This is a genomic window from Lysobacter sp. CA199, assembly GCF_052078715.1.
Taxonomy (GTDB): Bacteria; Pseudomonadota; Gammaproteobacteria; order Xanthomonadales; family Xanthomonadaceae; genus Lysobacter.
In genome coordinates this window covers 61,501-82,908 of record NZ_JBQJIL010000016.1, presented here as the reverse complement: position 1 = coordinate 82,908, position 21,408 = coordinate 61,501, and the positions used below count along the sequence as shown (strand labels likewise).

General features: G+C 67.5%; 13 protein-coding genes. 6 read left to right on the top strand and 7 right to left on the bottom strand.

Translation table 11 applies throughout. From position 1 onward, the window contains the following. Positions 1-379 precede the first annotated feature (379 nt). The gene (locus ACTOWJ_RS26225; protein WP_441337568.1) at positions 380-1,036 is read left to right on the top strand and encodes an HD domain-containing protein; all 657 of its coding nucleotides are present in this window, start codon (positions 380-382) and stop codon (positions 1,034-1,036) included. Between the two features lie 415 nt (positions 1,037-1,451). Here ACTOWJ_RS26225 and ACTOWJ_RS26220 read toward each other — a convergent pair whose 3' ends face one another. Next, positions 1,452-1,763, bottom strand: coding sequence for an HPF/RaiA family ribosome-associated protein (locus tag ACTOWJ_RS26220; RefSeq protein WP_441337567.1), 312 nt, complete (start codon positions 1,761-1,763; stop codon positions 1,452-1,454). Positions 1,764-1,982: 219 nt separating this feature from the next. Between ACTOWJ_RS26220 and ACTOWJ_RS26215 the strand changes: the two genes are divergently transcribed. Together ACTOWJ_RS26215 and ACTOWJ_RS26210 are read left to right on the top strand one after the other, a co-directional pair. After that, positions 1,983-2,723, top strand: coding sequence for a sulfurtransferase (locus tag ACTOWJ_RS26215; RefSeq protein WP_441337566.1), 741 nt, complete (start codon positions 1,983-1,985; stop codon positions 2,721-2,723). 198 nt (positions 2,724-2,921) lie between these two features. Further along, on the top strand, positions 2,922-3,551 hold the full coding sequence (locus tag ACTOWJ_RS26210) for a hypothetical protein (RefSeq protein WP_441337565.1): 630 nt from the start codon (positions 2,922-2,924) through the stop codon (positions 3,549-3,551). Between the two features lie 54 nt (positions 3,552-3,605). On the opposite strand, the gene ACTOWJ_RS26205 is transcribed toward ACTOWJ_RS26210, so the two are convergent. Next, on the bottom strand, positions 3,606-4,874 hold the full coding sequence (locus tag ACTOWJ_RS26205) for a TIGR03862 family flavoprotein (RefSeq protein ID WP_441337564.1): 1,269 nt from the start codon (positions 4,872-4,874) through the stop codon (positions 3,606-3,608). A 445-nt stretch (positions 4,875-5,319) separates the two neighbouring features. Between ACTOWJ_RS26205 and ACTOWJ_RS26200 the strand changes: the two genes are divergently transcribed. Beyond that, complete coding sequence (locus ACTOWJ_RS26200; protein WP_441337563.1) at positions 5,320-7,026, top strand: serine hydrolase; 1,707 nt, start codon at positions 5,320-5,322, stop codon at positions 7,024-7,026. A 63-nt stretch (positions 7,027-7,089) separates the two neighbouring features. Beyond that, positions 7,090-7,611 carry a nuclear transport factor 2 family protein gene (locus tag ACTOWJ_RS26195; RefSeq protein ID WP_441337562.1) on the top strand — a complete coding sequence of 174 codons (522 nt, stop codon included), beginning with the start codon at positions 7,090-7,092 and terminating at the stop codon, positions 7,609-7,611. Between the two features lie 376 nt (positions 7,612-7,987). Here the strand turns inward: ACTOWJ_RS26195 and ACTOWJ_RS26190 are convergent, their stop codons facing one another. Together ACTOWJ_RS26190 and ACTOWJ_RS26185 are read right to left on the bottom strand one after the other, a co-directional pair. Further along, on the bottom strand, positions 7,988-8,920 hold the full coding sequence (locus ACTOWJ_RS26190) for an alpha/beta hydrolase (protein ID WP_441337561.1): 933 nt from the start codon (positions 8,918-8,920) through the stop codon (positions 7,988-7,990). Positions 8,921-9,115: 195 nt separating this feature from the next. Continuing rightward, complete coding sequence (locus ACTOWJ_RS26185; protein ID WP_441337560.1) at positions 9,116-10,027, bottom strand: LysR substrate-binding domain-containing protein; 912 nt, start codon at positions 10,025-10,027, stop codon at positions 9,116-9,118. A 485-nt stretch (positions 10,028-10,512) separates the two neighbouring features. Here ACTOWJ_RS26185 and ACTOWJ_RS26180 point away from each other — a divergent pair, with 485 nt between their 5' ends. Then, positions 10,513-11,838, top strand: a complete 1,326-nt coding sequence (locus ACTOWJ_RS26180; RefSeq protein WP_441337559.1) for a PQQ-dependent sugar dehydrogenase — start codon at positions 10,513-10,515, stop codon at positions 11,836-11,838. A 127-nt stretch (positions 11,839-11,965) separates the two neighbouring features. On the opposite strand, the gene ACTOWJ_RS26175 is transcribed toward ACTOWJ_RS26180, so the two are convergent. From ACTOWJ_RS26175 to ACTOWJ_RS26165, 3 genes are all read right to left on the bottom strand, one after another. Then, positions 11,966-12,619 (bottom strand): hypothetical protein, encoded by a 654-nt coding sequence (locus ACTOWJ_RS26175; RefSeq protein WP_441337558.1) that lies wholly within the window; start codon positions 12,617-12,619, stop codon positions 11,966-11,968. Between the two features lie 282 nt (positions 12,620-12,901). After that, a complete protein-coding gene (gene pbpC, locus ACTOWJ_RS26170; RefSeq protein WP_441337557.1) occupies positions 12,902-15,190 on the bottom strand; it encodes a penicillin-binding protein 1C in 2,289 nt (762 codons plus the stop codon). 300 nt (positions 15,191-15,490) lie between these two features. After that, positions 15,491-21,403, bottom strand: a complete 5,913-nt coding sequence (locus tag ACTOWJ_RS26165; protein ID WP_441337556.1) for an alpha-2-macroglobulin family protein — start codon at positions 21,401-21,403, stop codon at positions 15,491-15,493. Between the last annotated feature and the right edge of the window lie 5 nt (positions 21,404-21,408).

Sequence of the window (21,408 nt, the reverse complement as noted above, 5' to 3'; positions counted from 1 at the left end):
GCAATACCACTAAATCAACCGAAGCGATGAAACTCGGTGGCTCTTGCATTTGAAGGCCTGAGGCAGGCGGGCAATACCACTAAATCAACCGAAGCGATGAAACTCGGTGGCTCTTGCATTTGAAGGCTTGAGGCAGGCGGGCTTCGGAGAAGGCGCTGATGTCAGTCGCTTCGGTTGGTCGCGGCTTGCGCCGCTCCTACAGTCGGAGGCGTTCCATCGTCCTCGGCGGCCCATCTTGGTCACCGCCCTGGCGCCGGGGGCTGCCTTTATTCTTAATGAGGCGTCGTTCGCGCGCTGGCGCTGCTTCCGCCACGCCACGACAACAGCAAAGATGCCAAGATGCCGGCATTCCCGTAGCCGCGCCGCCGCTATGCCAGATATGACCGTTCCCGCGCCCGAGTCCAAAGACCGCCTGCCCGACACCGCGCTCGCGCAACTGCCGCTGTCGTTGCCGCCCGAACAGATCGCCGCGCTCGAGGTCGCGTACGCCACGCCATCGCGCGCCTACCACAACATCGGCCACGTCGCCGAAGTGCTGCGCCACTACGCCGACGTCGCCGCCGGCCCCGGCTGGACGCAGCCGCGCGAAGTCGCGCTGGCCGTGCTGTACCACGATGCGATCTACGAAGCCGGCCGTCGCGACAACGAAGCGCGTTCGGCGGTGCTCGCGCGCGAGCACATCGCGCGCTGGCTGCCGCAAGCGGGCATCGACGCCGACCGCGTCGCCGAACTGATCGAACTCACCGCGCGCCACGGCGCGATCGCGCGCGAGGACGTGGACGAGCAGACCCGTTTGTTTCTCGACGGCGACATGGCCATCCTCGGCGCCGAACCGGCCGCGTTCGACGCCTACGACCGCGGCATCGCTTCGGAGTATCGCGGCCATGTGCCGGGACCGTTGTTCCGGCTCAACCGGCGGCGATTTCTCAAAGGTTTGCTCAAGCGCGAGCGGATTTTTCTCAGCGATCACTATCACCAGCGTTACGACGCCGCGGCGCGCAACAATCTGCGGCGATCGATCACCACCAAGCGATGATTCGCGGAATCGGTGTGGTTGCGGTCCGGTGTGCAGTCGATCCAGACCTCGGTCGGGCCTGAAGGGCCCTCCCACAAAAGACCTCGTGGTCTTCGTGCTGGGGGAAGTTCCAAGAGGGTTGGTGATCGGCGATGGATGATCGGTGATCGGTGATCGGCGAGAGCGAAGCGCTGCCGAAATCACCGGCGAATTCGCGATCTCGCAACATGGACGACCGAAAGCGCCCCGACGTCTTTTGTGGGAGGGCCTTTCAGGCCCGACCGCGAATCCTCGACAACGAAGTCACTTGCCCTCGGGCCGGATCGGACATCCCCGACAACGACGCCGCAGGTCCACGTCTCGTGCCGGGCCAGAAGGCCCGACACGGACGCATCGAAGTACCGATGCGTCGAAATGCACTGCCGCCGGTTGCGATTCAGCCCGACAATCGCCCCAGTGAACTGCCCAACACCCGTTGCAACTTGCGCGCCGCGCCGCTGATGGCCGCGCGCATGCTGTCGGCGTCCTCGGTCGCGGCGACCGGCGGGCGACCCTCCAGCCGCGCCTCGATCGTGCAGTGTTTGTCGCCGCCGCCGGCCTTGGCGCCGTTGACGTCGCGCAGATGCACTTCCACCCGGGTGACCTGGTCGCGGTAGCGGCCCAGGCTGTGATCGATCACGCCTTCCACGTGCTGGCTCAGCGACTCGTCGCCGCGCAGATGATGGTCGGTGTTGAGCTGAATCTTCATGCAAACGCCTCCTTGTGGCGTTGGATGTCGGGGCGGCGCCGAGGCCCTTGCCGCGGCGTCTGCGCGGTCCGTCGGCTGGGATGCCTTCGTTGTCGGCCACGCAAATCCTGGGACAGCGGCTCCCGCGGAAGGTTCGCGGCTTGGTTCAGCTTCGGCCCAGCCGGGCCGTGTCAGGCTCGCAAAGGCGCCGGGCGCCGGGGCTGCTTTAGAATGGCGGCCATGATCGTCAACATCGCCGCCTACCATTTCGCCGTCATCGACGATCCGCCGCAGTTCGCCGCGCGCTTGCGCGAACAGGCGCAGGCCTTGCAACTGCGCGGGACCGCGCTGGTCGCGGGCGAGGGCATCAATCTGTTCCTGGCCGGCGCGGCCGATGCGGTCCAGACTCTGCTCGACGGCCTGCGCGCGGATCCGCGCCTGGCCGACCTCGCGGTCAAGTACAGCCACAGCCGCGCTCAGCCGTTCGCCCGGCTCAAGGTCAAGCTCAAGAAAGAGATCATCGCGTTCCGGCGCGAAAACGCCTCGCCGCTGCACGGCCGCGCGCCGAGTGTGACGCCGGGCACGCTTGAGCGTTGGCTCGACCGCGGCCACGACGATGACGGCCGCCGGGTCGTGCTGCTGGACACGCGCAACCGCGAGGAAGTCGGCTACGGCAGTTTCGAGCAGGCGCTGACCCTGCCGATCGACAACTTCACCGACCTGCCGCAAGCGCTGGCGCCGCACCGCGACAGCCTGCGCGACGCCACCGTGGTCAGCTTCTGCACCGGCGGAATCCGCTGCGAAAAAGCCGCGTTGTGGCTGCGCGCGGACGGCATGGACAATCTGCTCCAGCTCGACGGCGGCATCCTGGGTTACTTCGAGCAGGTGGGCGGCCGTCACTATCAGGGCCGTTGCTTCGTGTTCGACGAACGCGTCGCCCTGGATCCGCAGTTGCAACCCTTGCACGATGCGGCCGCCTGACCGGCATTTTTTGCCATTTATTACAAACTATTAACCCGTCCAAACGCGGCCAGCGGTTAGGCTGCGCCTTCGCATCGCGCCGCCGCCCCCGCATCGGCTCCTCCCGCGAAGCGTAACGAACGTCAGGCTCGCGGGCCGGCGACGCTGGTTCAGCGCCGCGCGCGCGTAGCCGAATTTGAATCGAAACGAGGACCATCGATGAACCGACGCCTGTTCCCCGCGCTGAGCCTGCTCACGCTCGCCGTCCTGACGACGGCCGCCTGCAGTCAGCGCGCGCCGGTCAATTCCGCCGCCCCGCAGGAAACCACCGCCGCTCCGCCGCCGCCGCCCCAGGCGGTGCCCGATCCGGACGCCGACCCGGTCTCGCGCGCCTCGCCGCCGATGCTCACGCCGGTGGCGCTGGGCACCTTCGAGCCCGGCAATCCGGTCGCTCAGGCCACCATCGGCAAGATCACCATCGACGATCTGGAACTCAAGGGCGAGAACGGTTCCTTGTACAAGACCGAGCGCGTGGCGATCGTGCGCGGCGGCGACCAGTACTCGGCCGGCCAGACCTACGGCGCGACCATGCAGTTGGACGCCAGTCAGCCGGTCGAGCTGCGCCGGGTGATCGAACAGACGCCGCCCAAGGAAACGCCGGCCAACGCGTTCTGCGGCACCACCCCGACCGGCTTCATCGCCCTGGCCAAGGTCAGCGAAGCGACCGGCGACGTGGTCAAGCTGATGGCGTTGCAGGGCAGCGACCTGCCGGCGGCGACCGCGCAGGGTGTGGGTCTGTGTGCTTCGATGTTCTTCATGGGCAAGGCCACGGAGAAGGCGGCTTCGTAAGTAGCCGCCGCGGCGGCGCGCTGCCTTGCGCGCCGCGGTGTTCAGCCGATGGACTCAGCCGGCGGACGCATCGAGCAACCGCCGCGCCGCCGCCTGCCCGGCGATCGAACCGCTGGCGAAACATGCGGTCAGCAGATAGCCGCCGGTCGGCGCTTCCCAATCGAGCATTTCGCCGGCGCAGAACACCGCCGGGCTCAACGCTGATACCTGCAGCGCCGATACCCGCAACGCCGGATCCAGCGCTTCCAGGCGCACGCCGCCGGCGCTGCTGATCGCCTCGGCGATCGGGCGCGGGCGCAACAGGCGCAGCGGCAGGCGCTTGATCGTGCGCGCGACCGTGGCCGGGTCGTTGAGACCTTCCTTGCCCAGCGTTTCGAACACCAGCGCCGCCTTGACCCCGTCCAGCCCGGTTTGCCGGCGCAGATGCTCGCCGACGCTGCGGCCGCGGCGCGGTTGGGCGAAATCGTTGTGCAGGCGTTGCAGGTCGCGGCCCGGCGCCAGATCGAGTTCGAGCGTGGCCGCGCCCTGCGCGGCGATCGTCTCGCGCAGCATCGACGAGAGGGCGTAAACCAGGCTGCCTTCGACGCCGGTCGCGGTGGCCACGCATTCGCCTTGCAGGCTGCGCTCGCCGCCGTCGCCGTCGCGCCAGTGCGCGACCACCGGTTTGAGCGGCGCGCCGGCGTGGCGCTGGGCGAAATGCGCGCTCCAGCCGATGTCGAAACCGCAGTTGGACGGCTGCAGCGGTGCGATATCGACGCCGCGCTCGCCTAACCATTCGGTCCAGGCTCCGTCCGAACCCAGTTCCGGCCAACTGCCGCCGCCCAGCGCCAACACGACGGCCGGCGTCTTCGCTTCGATCACCCCGAAGGGCGTCTGGAAACACAGCGCGCCATCCTGATTCCAGCCGATGCAGCGGTGCTGGACGTGAAAGCGCACCCCGTCCTCGCGCAGCCGCCGCACCCATCCGCGCAGCAGCGGTGCGGCCTTGCGGTCCATCGGGAACACCCGGCCGGAGCTGCCGACATACGTCTCCACGCCGAAACCGCGCGCCCATTCGCGCAGCGCATCGGCGTCGAACCGGTCCAGCCAACCGGCGATCTGCGCGCTGCGCTCGCCGTAGCGGCGATCGAAGGCCGGGCGCGGCTCGCCGTGAGTCAGGTTCAGCCCGCCCTTGCCGGCGATCAGGAATTTGCGTCCGACCGAGCCCTTGGCCTCGAACAGATCCACCTCCACGCCGAGCGCGCGCGCGGTTTGCGCGGCCATCAGGCCGGCAGGACCTCCGCCGACGATGGCCAGACCGGGGAGTGCGAGGGTGTCGGACATGGACGAGGGCAGGGTTCGGCGACGCGGGCGCGCATTATGCCGCCTCGCGCGGATCGGCCCGTGATGCGTCGTGTGCGACGGGGAGCGTCGATCCGCCGCTGTTTGCGGGATTTGTCGTAGAGGCCGGCTGGTTCGTTGCAGCGGATGACGATGCCGGCCAGTCAGCGATTGCCCCACAGCCCCAAGCCGACGACCTCCACCGCTAACGATTCCCCAAAAGGATTCCCCCCTTTGATAAAGGGGGTAGGGGGATTTGCTCTTGCTCTTGTTGTCCGGTGCAGCTAAGAAAAAGCAAAAGCAAATCCCTCCTAACCCCCCCTTTTCAAAGGGGAGAACGTCAGGGCGGCAATAAAGCGCCTGCGATCGCCCCTGACTTCAGGCCTCTGGCGCGCCGCGGCGCGATCGCCGACAGTGGCGGCCTTGTCGATTGCCAGAGTTCCAGACGATGCGAGCCACTGATTGGAAGGCGCACGGCGCCGGACTACTGATCTGCATGAGCGCCACCGGCACCATCGCGCAGACGCCCGCCGATGCCGACGTCCGCGCCACCGCGCCCGATGCGCCCACGTCCGCCGCACAGGCGTCGCTGCCGGAGCAACTGCGCGACTTCGACGCCTACGTCGAAGCGGTACGCAAGCAATTCGAAGTGCCCGGTATCGCGGTGGCCATCGTCAAGGACGGCCGCATCGTGCTCGAGCGCGGCTACGGCGTGCGCGAACTCGGCAAAGCCGAACCGGTCGACGCGCACACCTTGTTCGCCATCGCTTCCAACACCAAGGCCTTCACCTCGGCCTCGTTGTCGATGCTGGCCGACGAGGGCAAGTTGAGCCTGGACGATCGGGTGATCGACCATCTGCCGTGGTTCCGCATGGCCGATGCGTACGTGACCGGCGAAATGCGCGTGCGCGATCTGCTCGCCCACCGCAGCGGCCTGGGCCTGGGCGCGGGCGATCTGCTGTACTGGCCGGGCACCGATTACAGCAACGAAGAAGTCGCGCGCCGCCTGGCCCGGGTGCCGTTGAACGGCGGTTTCCGCGGTCAATACGCGTACGACAACATCCTCTACGGCGTGGCCCAGTTGGTGGTGGAGAAAGCCAGCGGGCAGAGCTATCGCGAGTTCCTCGGCCAGCGCATCTTCAAGCCGCTGGGCATGGACGAAACGCGTTACAACGCCGATGCGCTGCAAGCCGGCGACAAGGTCGCCAGCGGACACGCCAAGGCCGATTTCAAGACCCTGCAGACCGCGCCGCGGATGACCTGGGCCAACGTGGCCGGCGCCGGCGGCCTGTATTCGAGCGTGCACGACATCGGCAAGTGGATGCGGGTCCAGCTCGACGGCGGCGTGTACGGTCGCGACGGCGACAAGGAACAACGCTTGTTCAGCGCCAAGCGCCAGCGCGAGATGTGGTCGGTGATCACGCCGATGCCGATCGCCGAACCGTCGGTGCCGGAACTGGCGCCGGTCAAGCCGAATTTCGCCGGTTATGGCGAGGGCTGGCAGCTCACCGACTATCGCGGCGAGAAGCTGGTCTGGCACACCGGCGGTTGGCCGGGCATGGTCTCGCGGGTGACCTTGGTGCCCGAGCACAAGCTCGGCGTGGTGGTGCTGACCAACGCCGAACTCGGCGGCGCGTTCCAGGCGGTGACCATGCGCGCGCTCGACGCGTATCTGGACGCGCCCAAGACCGACTGGAACGCCGCCTACGCCGCAGCGCTGGCCAAGAGCCGCGGCAAGGCCGATGAGGATTGGGCGAAACACCTCAAGGCGCGCGACGCCAAGTCCAGGCCTTCGTTGCCGCTGGCGGGATATGCCGGCACCTATCGCGATCCGTGGTACGGCGATGTCTTCATCGAACCGGCCGCGGGCGGCAAGCTGCGGGTTCGGTTCGGCCGCACCAAGGATCTGGTCGGCGAACTCTCGCACTGGCAGCACGACACGTTCATCGTGCGCTGGGATCAGCGCTGGCTCAACGCCGACGCCTTTCTCAACTTCGCCTTGACGCCCGACGGCAAGGTGCGTGAGTTGCGCATGGAGGCGATTTCGCCGATGACCGATTTCAGTTTCGACTTCCACGATCTGCGCCTGACGCCGGTGGCGGACCAGGCGGCCGATGCCGAGAGCAAGCTCAAGCCGGCCGCAAAGCGATCCTGAGCGGCGCGGCCTCATCATTTCCCGGCCGATGGCCGTCTTGCGTTCACTCAAAGAGGCATCGGTATGGGTAATCGGAGTTTCACCGCGATCGCCGTGTTGTCGGCCGCGGCGCTGTCGCTGTCCGGCACCGTCGCATGGGCCGATGAAAGCGCAGGGGACGCGAAGCTCAAAAGCACCATCGCCGAACTCGACGGCAAGGTGTTCGACGCGTACAACCGCTGCGATCTCGATGCGTTCGGCGAATACTTCACGCCGGACGTGGAGTTCTATCACGACCAGGGCGGAGCGAGTTTCGACCGCGCCACGGTGATCGCCAACACCCGCAAATACATCTGCGGCAAGGTGCGTCGCGAGTTGCTGCCGGCCTCGTTGAAGGTGTATCCGATCAAGGGCTATGGCGCGATCGAGGAAGGCGAGCACCGTTTCTGCGAGATCGCCAGCGGCCGCTGCGAGGGCGGCGCCAAGTTTCTGATGGTCTGGGCGAACCAGGACGGGCAGTGGCGGATGACGCGGGTGATCAGCTACGGCCACCGCGCGCTGAGCGAGGCGGAAAAGGCCGAGCTGTCGGTCAAGCCCGGCGGTTGATCGCGTCGCGGGACGAGGGCGTCCGAGGCGCTCGGATCGCAAATGCCATGAGCGAGCGCCGCGACGGTGCTCGGTCCGGATCGCGCGTGCCGCCCAGCCCGCCACTCCCCTTTTCCACGACGAGCGGTATCCGCCCGGGGTAGGGAGGCTGACGGCTCGCATCGTTGTAATCAATGACTGGGACCCAGTCGTTCCGCCGGCGTGTCTCCAGGATGCCGGCGGTTGCTTGTGGTGGAGACGGGACCGTGCCCGTCCGCCACTTCCGGCCCTGCACCGCGGCGCTACGCGGTGCAGGGTCATCTTCCCGGTCGTTCTCAACGCCGGTCTCGACACCCGGGTTTTCGTGGTTTCAGCGCGCGCGCTCGACTTGCCTCGCTCAAGCGAAGGCCGCGCGCAACGCGGCGGCGGCTTCTTCGATCGCCGTGTCGGCGGCGTCGACGCGCCCTTGTTGCAGCAGGAAACCGTGGATCTGCCCATCCCAGCGCTTGCTGCCGACCGCCACGCCGGCCGCGATCAGCGCTTGCGCGTAAGCCTCGGCCTCGTCGCGCAGCACATCGTATTCGGCGCTGAACACCGTCGCTGGCGGCAAGCCGCGCAGGTCCGGCGCACGTAAAGGCGAGGCGCGCGGATCGGCCGGATCGGCGTCGGCCAGATACTGGCGCCAGTACCACTGCATCATCGGCGCACTAAGGAAGTAACCGTGCGCGAATTCGCGGTAGGACGCGTGCGTGCAGGCCGCGTCGAGTGCCGGATAGAGCAGCAGTTGATGACGCAGACGCGGGCCGTCGTCGCGCGCGCGTTGGGCGAGCGCCGCGGCGAAATTGCCGCCCGAGCTGTCGCCGGCGACGGCGATGCGTTCGCCGTCGCCGCCGAGTTCGGCGGCATGGTGCGCGACCCATGCGAGCGCGTCGTACGCGTCGTCCAGCCCGGCCGGGAACGGTGCTTCCGGCGCGAGCCGATAGTCGACAGAAACCACCAGCGTCCGCGCCCGCGCCGCCAGGCTGCGGCACAACCCGTCGGTGGTGTCGAGGTCGCCGAGCACGAAGCCGCCGCCGTGCAGGTAGACGGTGATCGGCAGCGCGTAGGCCTCGCCTTCCTTTGCGAAAGGGCGATACAGCCGCAAGGGAATCGGTCCGGTCGCGCCGGGCGCGTGCAGTGTTTGCGTGCCGACGTCCTCGCGCGGTGGAGCCGCCGGTTCGGGAATGGCGAAGGACCCGCGCAGTCGTGCTGCGTCCAGTTGCGCGTAATCGAGTTCGGGATCGGGCGAGTAGGCCTCGATCATGGCCTGGGCTTGGGGATGCAGCGGCATGCGGACTCCAATGGGATGCGGTGTGCGCACGCTAGCCCGACGGGAATGCTCGGATAACCCGGCGCGCAATCCGGACAAAGCGGATAAAAACGCTCTAATGCCGGTTCGTTTACGTTGCGCGGGATCGCGGAGGCGGGCCGGGCGCTGCGCTCTCTTGATCTGCGCTCGCGACGCGGTCGGCGGCGACCGGCCGATCTATTCCCAAGCCGCCTCGCCGCCGCTCGGCGCCAGCCGCTGGGCGAGAAAGTCCAGGAAACAGGCGATGCGCGAGGCCAACTGGGTGTTGCGGTAGTAGACCGCGTTGATCGGCTGGCGCACGTCCAGGGTCTCGCGCGCGAACAACTGCAGCAGATCGCCGCGCTCGCGGTCGGCGCGGGTCATGAAGTCGGACAGGCAGACGATGCCTTCGCCGGCCAGCGCCAGCTGCCGCAGGGTTTCGCCGCTGGAGGCGTGCAGATGCGGGGCGATGTCCAGCTCGTTGCCGTGAGCGTCGCGCAGCGGCCAGCGGTTGAGCGTGGCGGTCGGGGCGAAGCCGAGCAGGACGTGCTCGCTCAGTTCGGCCACGCTGCGCGGTTTGCCGTGCGTTTGCAGATATGCCGCACTGGCGAGCACGCGCAGGCGGCTGCTCGGCAGCGGCCGCGCATGCAGGGTCGAGTCGGCGAGCTGGCCGATGCGGATGGCGATGTCGGTGCGCTGTTCCAGCAGATCGATGATCTGATCGTTGGTGTTGAGCTCCAGCTCGATCTGCGGATAACGGCGGCGGAAGTCGCCGACCAGCGGCACGATGACATGCAGCATGAACGGCGAGGCCGCATTGACCCGCAAGCGACCGGCCGGTTGCTGATGGCGCAGCGCCATCTGTTCCTCGGCATCCTCGATCGAGGCCAGGATCGCGCGTGCGCGGGCCAGCATGAGTTCGCCTTCCTCAGTGAGTTCCAACCGCCGCGTGGTCCGGCGCAGCAGGGTGGTGCCGAGTTTTTCCTCGAGCCGACCGAGCGCGCGGCTGACCCCGGAGACGGTCTGATCCAGCGATTGCGCCGCGGCGGTGATCGAACCGGTGTCGACCACGGTGGCGAAGGCGAGCAACTCGTCGAGAGTGATCTTCATGGCCGCATTCTAGGCCCGCGGCGGAGAGCCATGAGGCCGTCGGCGTGGCGGCGTTGTGGTTGAGCCCCGACGGTCGCCGATCCGACGCGGCAGCGTCATCGGGACTTGCTGCGGGTCTTTTGTGGGAGGGGCTTCAGCCCCGACGCTTTTCGATCCGGCGCGGCAGTGTCATCGGGGTTTGTGTAGCGGGCGTTATGGGAGGGGCTTGAGCCCCGACGCATCTCGATCCGGCGCGGCACCGTCATCGCGGCTTGCGTAGCAGGCCCTTTGTGGGAGGGGCTTCAGCCCCGACGCTTTTCGATCCGGCGCGGTCATGGTGTCGGGGGCGACTGAAGCAAAAAGCCGGGGTCGAAACCCTCACGGCCGATTCCGGAGCTAAAACCGATGCGCTTCACATAACCGGACGCCATCGGCCCGGTTTCTCGCGGGTTTTACTTCCCGCCGCGCATCCTCGCGACATCAGCCACGGATTCCGGAGTCGATCCATGTTCCGCGCAACGCGCCCGACTGCGTTATCGATCGTCCTCACGCTGGGCCTGGCCGCCTGCGGCGAAACCGCGACCCTGCAAGTCGCCGACGGCACCGGCGCGGCGCCGAAACTGCCGGCCCCGAATGCGACCACGTTCCCCACGGTCAACATCGCTCCCGCGATCGGTTGGCCGCAGGGGGCCAAGCCGACGCCCGCGCCGGGTCTGGCGGTGGCCGCGTTCGCGCAGGGCCTGGACCATCCGCGCTGGCTGTACGTGCTGCCCAATGGCGATGTGCTGGTGGCCGAAAGCAATGCGCCGGCCTCGGACCAGAAACCTTCCGGCATCAAGGCCTGGGTCGCCGGGCGGGTGATGAAGAAGGCCGGCGCGACGGTGCCCAGCGCGGACCGCATCAGCTTGCTGCGCGATGCCGACGGCGACGGCGTGGCCGAACTGCGCACGGTGTTTGCCAAGGATCTGCATTCGCCGTTCGGCATGGCGCTGGTCGGCGACGAGTTCTACGTCGCCAACGCCGATTCGGTCTGGCGTTTTCCGTATCGCGAAGGCGACACCTCGATCGCGGGCAAGGGCGTCAAAGTCACCGACTTGCCGGCCGGCATCAACCATCACTGGACCAAGAACCTGATCGCCAGCCGCGACGGCAGCAAGCTCTATATCACCGTCGGTTCCAACAGCAACGTCGGCGAGAACGGCATGGAGATGGAACAGGGACGCGCGGCGATCTGGGAACTGGACCGCGCCAGCGGCAAGAAGCGTTTGTTCGCCACCGGCCTGCGCAATCCCAACGGTCTGGCCTGGGAACCCGATACCGGCGCGTTGTGGACCGCGGTCAACGAACGCGACGAAATCGGCAGCGACCTGGTCCCCGATTACGTCACCTCGGTCCAGGACGGCGGTTTTTACGGCTGGCCCTACAGCTATTACGGTCAGCACGTCGACGTACGCGTGAAGCCGCAGCAGCCGGAGCTGGTGGCCAAGGCGTTGGCGCCCGATTACGCGCTGGGTCCGCACACCGCCTCGCTGGGCATCGCCTTCTCGCGCGGCAGCGCGCTGCCGGCCGCGTACGCCAACGGTTTGTTCGTCGGCCAGCACGGCTCATGGAATCGCAAGCCCAAGAGCGGCTACAAGGTGATCTTCGTATCGTTCAAGAACGGCAAGCCCGATGGCGTGCCGGCGGACGTACTGACTGGATTCCTCGACGGCGACGAGAACGCGCTGGGCCGTCCGGTGGACGTGCGCCTGGACGCGCGCGGCGCGCTGCTGGTGACCGACGATGTCGGCAACACCGTATGGCGCGTGACTGCGGCGGCGCCCGGCGCTTGAGCGATGCGTTGCCGCGTATCCGCCTGTAGGAGCGGCGCGAGCCGCGACTGCGAATTCGCGCTTACGGCGTCGCTGTGAATTCGCAGTCGCGGCTTGCGCCGCTCCTGCAGGGGCCTATCGAGATAGCTCAGTCGCAACCGTCGCGCCGGCCGTCGAACAGCACCGCCGGCGCGCTTGGTCCGCTGCCGGGCTTATGCGCTAACGGGACGCCGGGCAGGCTGAGTTTCAAATGTTCCTCGGACACTTCGATGCGCAGACGCTTGCTGGCGCCGCGTTCGCGATAGTCCAGGATCAGCGTGTCCGGTGGCGCGCCGGTCGGCGGTCCGGACGGGGCGGGCGTGCGTTCGAACTGCACCTGCGCTTGCGCGGTGGCGACCAGCGATCCGGCAGCGCCGGCCGGCGCCTTGGGCTTGACGAGCGTGCGCATCGGCGAGGTATTCGGCGGCGGCGCGGCCGGATCGGTAATGTCGCGGCTGGCCATCAAGGCCGAGCGGCCGTCGCGCGCGAGCCACACACGCAGGCGGCGATCGGGATCGTCGCCGTCGGCGCGTTGCAACTGGCCGCTGAGCCAGTCCTTGTGTTCGCGATCGGGCAACAGCCGCAGCAGTACGGTGGCGCGGCCGTCGGGTTCGACGCGCTGGATCCAGCAGCCGCGTACGCGATCGAGTTGGGGATCGACGACGGGATCGCGCGAGGCCGCCAGATCGGCATCGGACGCGTGGGCGCAGCCGATCGCGAGCAGCGACGCACACAGGCTGAGAGTGATCGACGGACGCGACATGGTGGGGTTCTCGCATTGGGCCGGCATTACACCCGGCCACACTAGGCGTTCGCGCGGGGCTTGTGGTGAAGGTCGTTGCGCGCGGGAACGAGAGCGTTCAGCGTCGCGGTCGCCGGGCCGGCGCGCGGCGATATCTCTCGGAGCTTGTGCAAAATCTCGGCTTCGGGTTTGGAACATCTGCGTTTTTTGCTCGTCATTCCCGCGTTCGCAGGAATGACGAGCCTGTTTTTTCAGCGACTTTGAACAGACTCATTGCGAAGCCGAGAGTTCGGCGAGGCAAGCCTACTGCACCACCGCCACTTCGATCTCGCGCTCGTCGCTGCGGCCGCGATCGTCGACCACCGACAAGCGGAACTGGCCGGTGCGGTCGGGCGTCCACGCCAGCGCCTTGCCCGGATCGGCGCTGCCGATGAAGGTGTTGCCGACGAACCAGTACAGCTTGGATACGTCGGCATCGACCGTCGCCGACAAACTCAAGGAGACCTGGTCGGGATGCGACAAGCGCATCGTGTAACGGGTGGCGCGGTAGGGCGAGGTGATGCTCGGCGCCGAACCCAGCCAATCCTGGGCACCGCCGCAATCGTGCCCGGACGGCGGGCGCCGGCGCGGAATGCCGGCCTGCACGAACACCTGGGCCAGATCCGAAGGCCAGAATTCGAACACCTGTGTACGCATGGTCGCCGGATCGAAGCGGCCGCAGGCGGGGCGGCCGCTGGCCTTGTCCAGCGCGACCGCGCGATGCACGGTGCTGATCCGGATCGGCGACTTGCCCGGGATGAACCAAGTCATGCCGCGCTGCGGGCACCAGGCGTTGGGCAGGTCGCCGCTGGCGCGGCAGACTTCCACGCGCTTGATATTGATCGGCCACTGCCGCACCGGATCGGCCAGATCCACGCGCGCGGCCTGCAGTCCGTCGACGATGTCGAAGAACAGCGGCGCGGCCGCTTCCACGCCGACCAACGCCGGATTGCTGGAGCCGTCGAAGTTGCCGAGCCACACGACCAGTACGTACGGCCCGACGATGCCCGCGCTCCAGGCATCGCGGAACGCCCAGGAGGTTCCGGTTTTCCACGCCACCGGCAGCGGCCGCGAGGCCGGCTGCGAGCCCGCGTCCGGGCGCGGGTTGTGTCGCAGCATATCGCGGGTGATGTACGCAGCTTCGGCGCTGATCAGGCGCGCGCCGTCTTCGTGCGGATCGCTCTGGCGCCAACGCAGCGCGCGCAGGCGGCCGTCGTTGCCGAGCATGGCGTACATGCGCGCGAGTTCTTCCATCGTGACCTCGCCGCCGCCCAACACCAGGGCCAGGCCGTAGTGGTCCTTGCTGGCCATGCGGCTGACCCCGGCCTGACGCAGGAAGTCGTAGAAGCCCGGTTGCTTGAGCTGAGCGGCGACATAGACCGCGGGAATATTGCGGCTGCGCACCAGGGCTTCGCTCGCGGTCACCGGTCCCATGAAGCGGCCGTCGAAATTCTCCGGCGTGTACGGGCCGAAGGCGCTGGGTACGTCGCGCAGCACGGTCTGCGGGTGCAGCACGCCCTGGTCGAGCGCGAGCGCATAGATGAAGGGCTTGAGGGTGGAACCGGGCGAGCGTTTGGCATCGCTACCGTTGACCTGGCCCTGGATGCCGGCATCGAAATAATCGGCCGAACCGACCAGCGCGCGCACGCCCATATCGCGGGTGTCGATCAGGATCGCGCTGGCGTTGCGCAGGCCGCGGCTGCGCTCGCGGCGCAGATGGTTGCGCACGCGTTCTTCGAGCAGCCGTTGCAGACGCGCGTCGAGGGTGGTCTTGAGCTCCGGGCCGTCCTGCGGGTGCCAGGCGCGTTCGGCCAGCACACGATCGACCAGATGCGGCGCGCGGAACGGCAGTTCACGCGCGCTGTGCAAGCGCAACGGCAGGCTCAGCAGTGCGTCCTCGGCGGCATCCTCGGGATGGCGCTCGCGCCAACGCGCGTACAGCCGCGCGCGCGCAGCTTGCAGGCCGCGGCCGATGTAGTAGGCGTCGTCGTCGTGGGCGGCGAGTTTGCCGCGGCGCGAGGGCGCTTGCGGTAGTACAGCCAGGGCCAGCGATTCCGGGAGCGTAAGGCGATCGGTTGGCTTGCGGTAATAGATCAGGCTGGCCGCGCCGACACCTTCGATATTGCCGCCGTACGGGGCGAGGTTCAGATACGCCTCAAGAATTTCGTCCTTGGAATAGCACAGCTCCAATTGCAGCGCGCGCGCGATCTGCACCAGTTTGCCGCGCACGTCGCGGGTCTGCAGGCGCCAGCGCAGACGCGCGAGCTGCATGGTCAGGGTGGAGCCGCCGACACGCGCCTCGCCGCTGCCATAGGTCGACCAGGCGCCGCGCACCAGGCTGATCGGATTGAAGCCCGGATGCCAGCGGAACCAGGCGTCCTCCTGCAACATCACCGCTTCGACCAGTTGCGGCGAGATGTCCTCGAGCGGCACCCACAGGCGGTAACGCTGATCGCTGGCGAGGGTCAGCCGCAACAGCCGGCCCTCGCGATCGCGCACCACGGTGGAAAGCGGGATCGCTTCCGACAGGCCCGGGCGCGGCCAAAAGCGCACAGCGCCAAAGATCGTAGCGACGGCAATGAGACTCAGCAGAAGAACCACCCACCGCCGGCGCAACTTTCTAATGCGAAATACCCGCGGATTCATAGCGCAAGCCACCAAAAGCGCACAGCGCCAAAGATCGTAGCGACGGCAATGAGACTCAGCAGAAGAACCACCCACCGCCGGCGCAACTTGCCTGGACGATATGGCTTCGGTGTCATTACGGCGCCCACTTGGCCCTCACCCCAACCCCTCTCCCGCCAGCGGGAGAGGGGCTTTTATGCACCGCTTTTCTACGAAACAGCCCGAGATTCATGGCGTAGGTACATTCACCTGCAACACACCGGCCGGACCGCCCTGCGCGTACACCGAGCGCTCGTACATCGATTCGGCGTACACCGGCGGCACTACGAACTTGCCGCTGTTGTTGGCCCGGACCTTGTAACGGAACTCGCTGGCCTCGCCGCCGACACCGCCGTACAGGACGATGCGGTCTTCGCGCTGCTCCACATGCGCCGGCGCGAAGGTCGAACCGGGCAGGGCCAGGGTCTGTTGCGGCGCCGCGTTGGGATCTTCGCCGTCGCGCGAGGGCTGGCCTGCTTCCTCGCCGTCGCCACACTCTTCCTCGCAGCCCTCGCTTTCCTGGCCGTTGGCGTCGACGCTCGCGGTCGGCGCGGCGTACTGCATCACCGGTTCGAAACCGCCCGGCAGCAGGTCCACCACCGCGATCGAGTCGCGGAACGGCGCGCCGAGTGCGCGCACGCGCAGGCGCACGGTGATCTCCTGGCCTTGCTTGATCGCGGTGACCGGCTTGCCGGCGTCGTCGAGGTAGTCGCGCACCACTTCCAGTCCCTTGTCCTGCACCGCCTTGGGCAGGGCGCGGTCGAAACCGCTTTGATTGACCAGATACCAGGCCGGCGCCGGGCCGCCCGGCGCGACCCACAGGCGCAGATCGCCGCCGGCGAACGCGCCGCGTGAGATCACGCCTTGCGCCGCACCGATCTGCCGCGACTTGCCGTCCTTGCCGGCCGCTTCGAGCACCGGCAGGGGCTGCTGCGGCTGCGCGCCGGCGTAGGCATCCATCGCCAGCACGGTCAGCGCCGAGGACAAGGTGTTGTAGCTGTTGTGACGCAACGGATCGAGCAGGCGTTCGAGCGCCGTCATCTTCAGGCCGTCGCGGCTCAGCGCGGCGAAGTGGCGGTTGAGCAGATACACCGTCCAGGCCTGATCGATGCCGTTGTCGTAGTAGTGCGAGTACGCCGTGGCGACCTGGTTCGACGCCGCGTTGGCGCGGATCAGCGCCTTGTTGACCAGCGGCCGAGCCGCCTTGTCCTGCTGCAGCAGCTGATAGCTCGAGGCGATCAGCAGGCCGGCGACATCGTTCTCCCAGGTCTTGGACTGATCGCGCTTGATCTGCTCGTGCACCGCGCTGAGCAGATTGCTCGCGGTGCGGCCCTGGCGGACCAGCAGATACACCGCCAGCGCGCGGCTGCGCAGCGAAGGCAGATCGTTGCCGGAACGGTCGGCGGCCAGTTGCTCCAGATAGCCGTTGAGCGACTTGAGCAGATCGCCGGGAATCGCCTGGCCGCGCTCGCGCGCTTCCAGCAGATACAGCGCGGCGTAACCGGTGACGAAGTCGTCGGCGTCGGGCGTGGCGGTCCACAGGCCGATGCCGCCTTCGCTGTTCTGGCGCGAGCGCAGCACGTCGACAATGTCCTGCTTGGGATCGCCCGAAGCCGGCGCGACGATCTTGCCCAACTCCGGATGCGCGGCCAGCACAAGCGCCGGGAACGCGCCGCTGAGCAACTGTTCGCTGCACTGGTGCGGGTAATCGCCCAGGTACGCGGCCAGGCCGTCCACCGCCACCAGCGGCGACACCGAGGCCGACAACTGGCGGGTGGCGCGCTGGTCGTACATCGAACGCAGCGGCTGGATGATGCTGCGCTTGTCGGCGCGGCCGGCGATCAGGTCCTGTCGCGCGACCAGGGCCGGACGCAGCGACAACTCGATCCGGCGCTTGGCCGAGTACGTCCCCGACGCGGCCTGGATGCCGACCGGCAACGCGCCCAGCGCATTGCCGGCCTTGACCCGGAACCGCACCGTGGTTTCGCTGCGCGGCGCGATGCTCACCGGCGCCGGAGCGGCCCCGACCAGGCTCAGCGATGCGGGCAATTGCAGGCTCACCGTCACCTGCGAGGGCTTCTTCGCGCCTTCGATGGTGTTGGCCACGCCGACCGGCAGGTCGAACTCGTCGCCGGGTGCGACGTGGGTCGGCACGGTCGGAGTCAGCACGAAATCGCCGCGCACGAGCGCATCGTCCTGGATCACGCCGATCCGTTCGGGCGTCACCGCCACCGCGACCACGCGCACGCGGCCGTTGAAGTGGTCGGGCAGGGTGAACTTGAACTGATGGGCGCCATCGACATCGACGATGCCCGACCACCACACCGCCGGTTTCTCCGATTTGCGCTTGAACGGATTGAGGTGCTTGGCCATGCCGCCTTCGCCGTCGCCGCCGGGCGCGGCCGATGCGGCGATGCGGCTGAACTCGGGCAGCAGCAGGTCGAGAATCTGCGCGGTGTCCACTTGCAGCATCTTCTTGCGGAAGAAGTGATCCAGCGGATCGCCGACGCGGTAGCGCGCGACCTGCAGGATGCCTTCGTCCACCGCGAACAGCGCCACCCGCGCCTTGCCTTGCGTAGTGAGGTCGGCGGTCATCGGCGTGCCGGGCTTGGTCACCTTCGGCAAGACCAGTTTCAGCGGCTGAGTGCGCGCACTGCGGTCTACGGTGAACGGCGCCACGCCGAACGACAACGGGCTCATGTAGATCTCGTCGGAGTTCGGATCGCGCAGGAACTGCACGTTGATGTAGCCGTTGCCCTCGAAATCGGCCGGCACCACGATCTTCTGCACGCTGGCGTTGCTGTCGGCGCGGAACCACGCGTGGGCATAGACCTTGTCGCGCTCCAACGTGATCAACCCACTGCCGGCATACGGCGCGCGAATGCTGATCTCGATGGTCTCACCCGGTTTGTAGCCGGGCTTGGACAGATTCAGGCTGAGCTCGGCGTTGCGCTCCAGCGAGCGCGACAGATTGGCCGCGCCGGCGATCTGGTAACCGATCTGGTTGAGCACCTTGCCGTCGGCGCTACGCACTTCCAGCAGGAAATCGCCGGGTTGGTCGGTCGGCAGCGACACGTTCTGACGGCCGCCGGCCAGAGCCAGCGGTTCGTCGCGCTGGTCGTAGCGGCGTTCGTGCGAGACATAGCGGTACAGGCCCGAGTCCTGCTTGGTCAGCACCGAGACGTAGCGTTTTTCGACCACCACCGCGCGCAGGCCGGCGACGGCCTTGGGCTGGCCGTCCTGGCCGATGGCGAGCAATTGCAGCGCACGCTTGGCGCCGCGCTTGATGTAGTTCAGATCGTCCTGCGGTTTGATGCCGACCAGGAAGTCGTTGTTGGACACGAGCGCGGTGGTCTGTGCGGCGACGTTGCGGCCGCTGCCGGGTTCGAACGCGCGGGCGAGGAAGCTCAACTGATACGTGGCGCGCTCGTACTTGGTCAGATCGAGTTTGAACTCGGCCTGGCCCTCGGCGTTGGTGGTCTGATCGCTCAAGGCCTCGTCGTAGCCCTCCTTGGCGCGCTGCGGGTCGAAGAACTGATAACCCGGGTACTGGGCGAAGCTGGGGAAATAAGGACGCAGCACCATCGTGCCTTCCACGCGACGCTGCTGCGCCGGCGTGCCGAACAGGTTCTCGGCGGTCACGGTGGCCGATAATTGTTCGGGCTTGATCCAGCCCTTGGGATTGTCCGCCGACAGTTTGGCCGCGACCTTCATGGTGTCGGGCGCGAATTCGCGCACCTGCACCGAGGTCGAGCCGATGGTCGTGCGCTGGTCGTCGCGGCCGAGCAGGAACAACTGCACCTGCCAGGTACCGCTGGGCGCGCTTTCGCTGGGCGCGAAGCTGGCGCTCTCGAAGCCCTGTTCGCTGAGTTGGAGCTTCTGCCGCTTGGCCACGTTGCCGCGCGGATCGGTGAACTCCCATTCCAGCGGCAGGCCGGTCAGCGGGCGCTTCCAATCGGCGGCGCGCACGATCATGCCGATGTTGATGGTGTCGCCGGGACGGTACAGGCCGCGATCAGAGAACAAGAACGCGTTGAGCGCGCCGGCCTCCAGATCGTTGGGTTCGCCGCCGATGTCGAAGCGCGAGTAGTCCAGTTTGCGGCGGTAGTCGTCGATCGGCAGGAAGGAATAGTCCTCGCCCTGGCTGACGGTCAGCATCGCCGGTTCTTTCTCGCGCTTGAAGCCCTTGAGCGAGGGAATCTGGGCGCGGCCGCTGGCGTCGGTCTCGGCCTCGATCAGGGTTTCGCCGTTGCGCGCGACCGCGCGCACCCGCACGCCGGCCACCGGCGAGCCGTTGGACAGCGATTGCACGAACACATCGCGGCGCCCGTCCATGGCTTGTTTGACCACGATGCCCAGATCGGTGAGCACGACCAGGCGGCTGTCTTCCTCGCTACCGGCGTCGTCGGCCAGGGTTTCCTCGGCCGTACGCTTGGCATCGTCCTCGCTCAAATCGCGCAGGCTCAGCAGGAACACGCCGCGGCGGTTGGGCTTGAGGTATTGACCCAGGTCCACGCCTTCGTAGTGGGCCTTGGCCGGGTTGTCGGCGGGCAGGGTGAGGCGTTTTTCCTCGCGTTCGACCAGGCTGTCGGCGGCGAGGTTGTAGAAGGTCGGCTTGGCGTAGCTGCCGCTGTTGTTGAACACCAGGTGCTGGATCTGCTCGGGCAGCACGCGGGCGATTTCCAGGCGCGCGGCCGGCACGTTGCGCGAGACCACGCTGACCCGGCGTTCGCCGCGCAGCGACAGCAGCGCACCTTCGCCGACGAAGCGCAGCAGCTTGGGATACTCGGGCACGGTCTGCACGGACGAGTAGTTGCTGCCGAGGATGAAACCGCCGAAGGCCTTCAGGCCCTTGTTGACCCGCACGTAGACATGGCGGCCCGGCGGCGCCTGGAATTTGAAGCTGTGGGTTTCGATGTACTCGCGTTCGGTCGGCACCGCGCTCAAGGGCAACACGGTGGCGGCCTTGAGCACGCTCTCGTCGACGTCGTCGCGCGACCAACTGTGGTTGCCGCTTTGTTCCTTGGCCGGACGGCGCGGATCCTTGGCCGGCAGCAGCCAGGCGCGCACCGCGCCGGCGACGTCGGCGTCGCGCATGGCGTTGTTGAAGTTGAGCACCAGCACTTGTTCGGGTTCGAAGCGCTCGTTCTCGACCAGGCTGGTGTCGAGGCTGTCGATGCTGACGCTGTACAGCGAGGGCAGGCGCACGCTGGCGCTGAGCTTGTCGGCGCTGCCTTCGCCGCCGAGCGCGCTGACCACGCCGGGAGCGAGTTCGAGCTTCAGCGTGCCGCCGTTCTCGGGCAGGGTCAGCGGTTCGGAATGCACCCAGGCCTTGAGCCGGCTGTCGTCGTAGGTGAGGGTGTACTTGGGCGCGGCCAGCGCGGTGCCGGCGCCGTCGGCCAGCGACAGCGCGACCCGCCGCTGCAACTGCGCCTCATCGACCGGATGGGAGAACTTGAGTTCGTACACGCCCTTCTTGAGCGCCGGGTCCTGCGGGTCCTGATAGAACTCGCTGTTGGCGATGTCGGCCTTGAACGGCGCGGTGGTGAATTCGAACTGGCGCTCCTGCAGCAGCACCTTGGGCGCGACGGTCTGCTTGGGATCGAGTTCGACGGCGTACTTGGCCTTGACCGGCCAGTCGCCGGACGGGGTGAACACCAGGGTCTTGTCGTCTTCCCAGTTCCACGCGCCCTTGAGTTCGGGCGTCAGGCTTACCCCGGCCGGCGCGGAGCCGATCTGTTTGAGCGGCGCGGCCGAGTCGGAAAAACTCAGGCGCAAGGTGTCGACCTTGGCCGGTTTGCGGCTGTAGTCGGTGAGTTCCGGGGTGTGCAGCTCGATCGCCAGCGCGCCGGGAATCACCGGCTTGGGCCGGGTGGCGAGCCAGTAGCCGAGCGAGCCGACCGCGATCAGTCCGAGCACGCTGCCCAGATACAGCTTGGGCTTTTGCCGGATGCGCGCGAACAGCGCGCCGAGCCACGGCGGCGGGGACCAGGACAGGTTGCCGAACACGGCGCGGTGGGCGCGCGTCCAGGCGTTGGGGCGGCCGGCGGCGCCGGCCTCCGTATCGGGAGCCGGTTGCGTCGGGGGCGAGGTGGTTTGCATTGCGG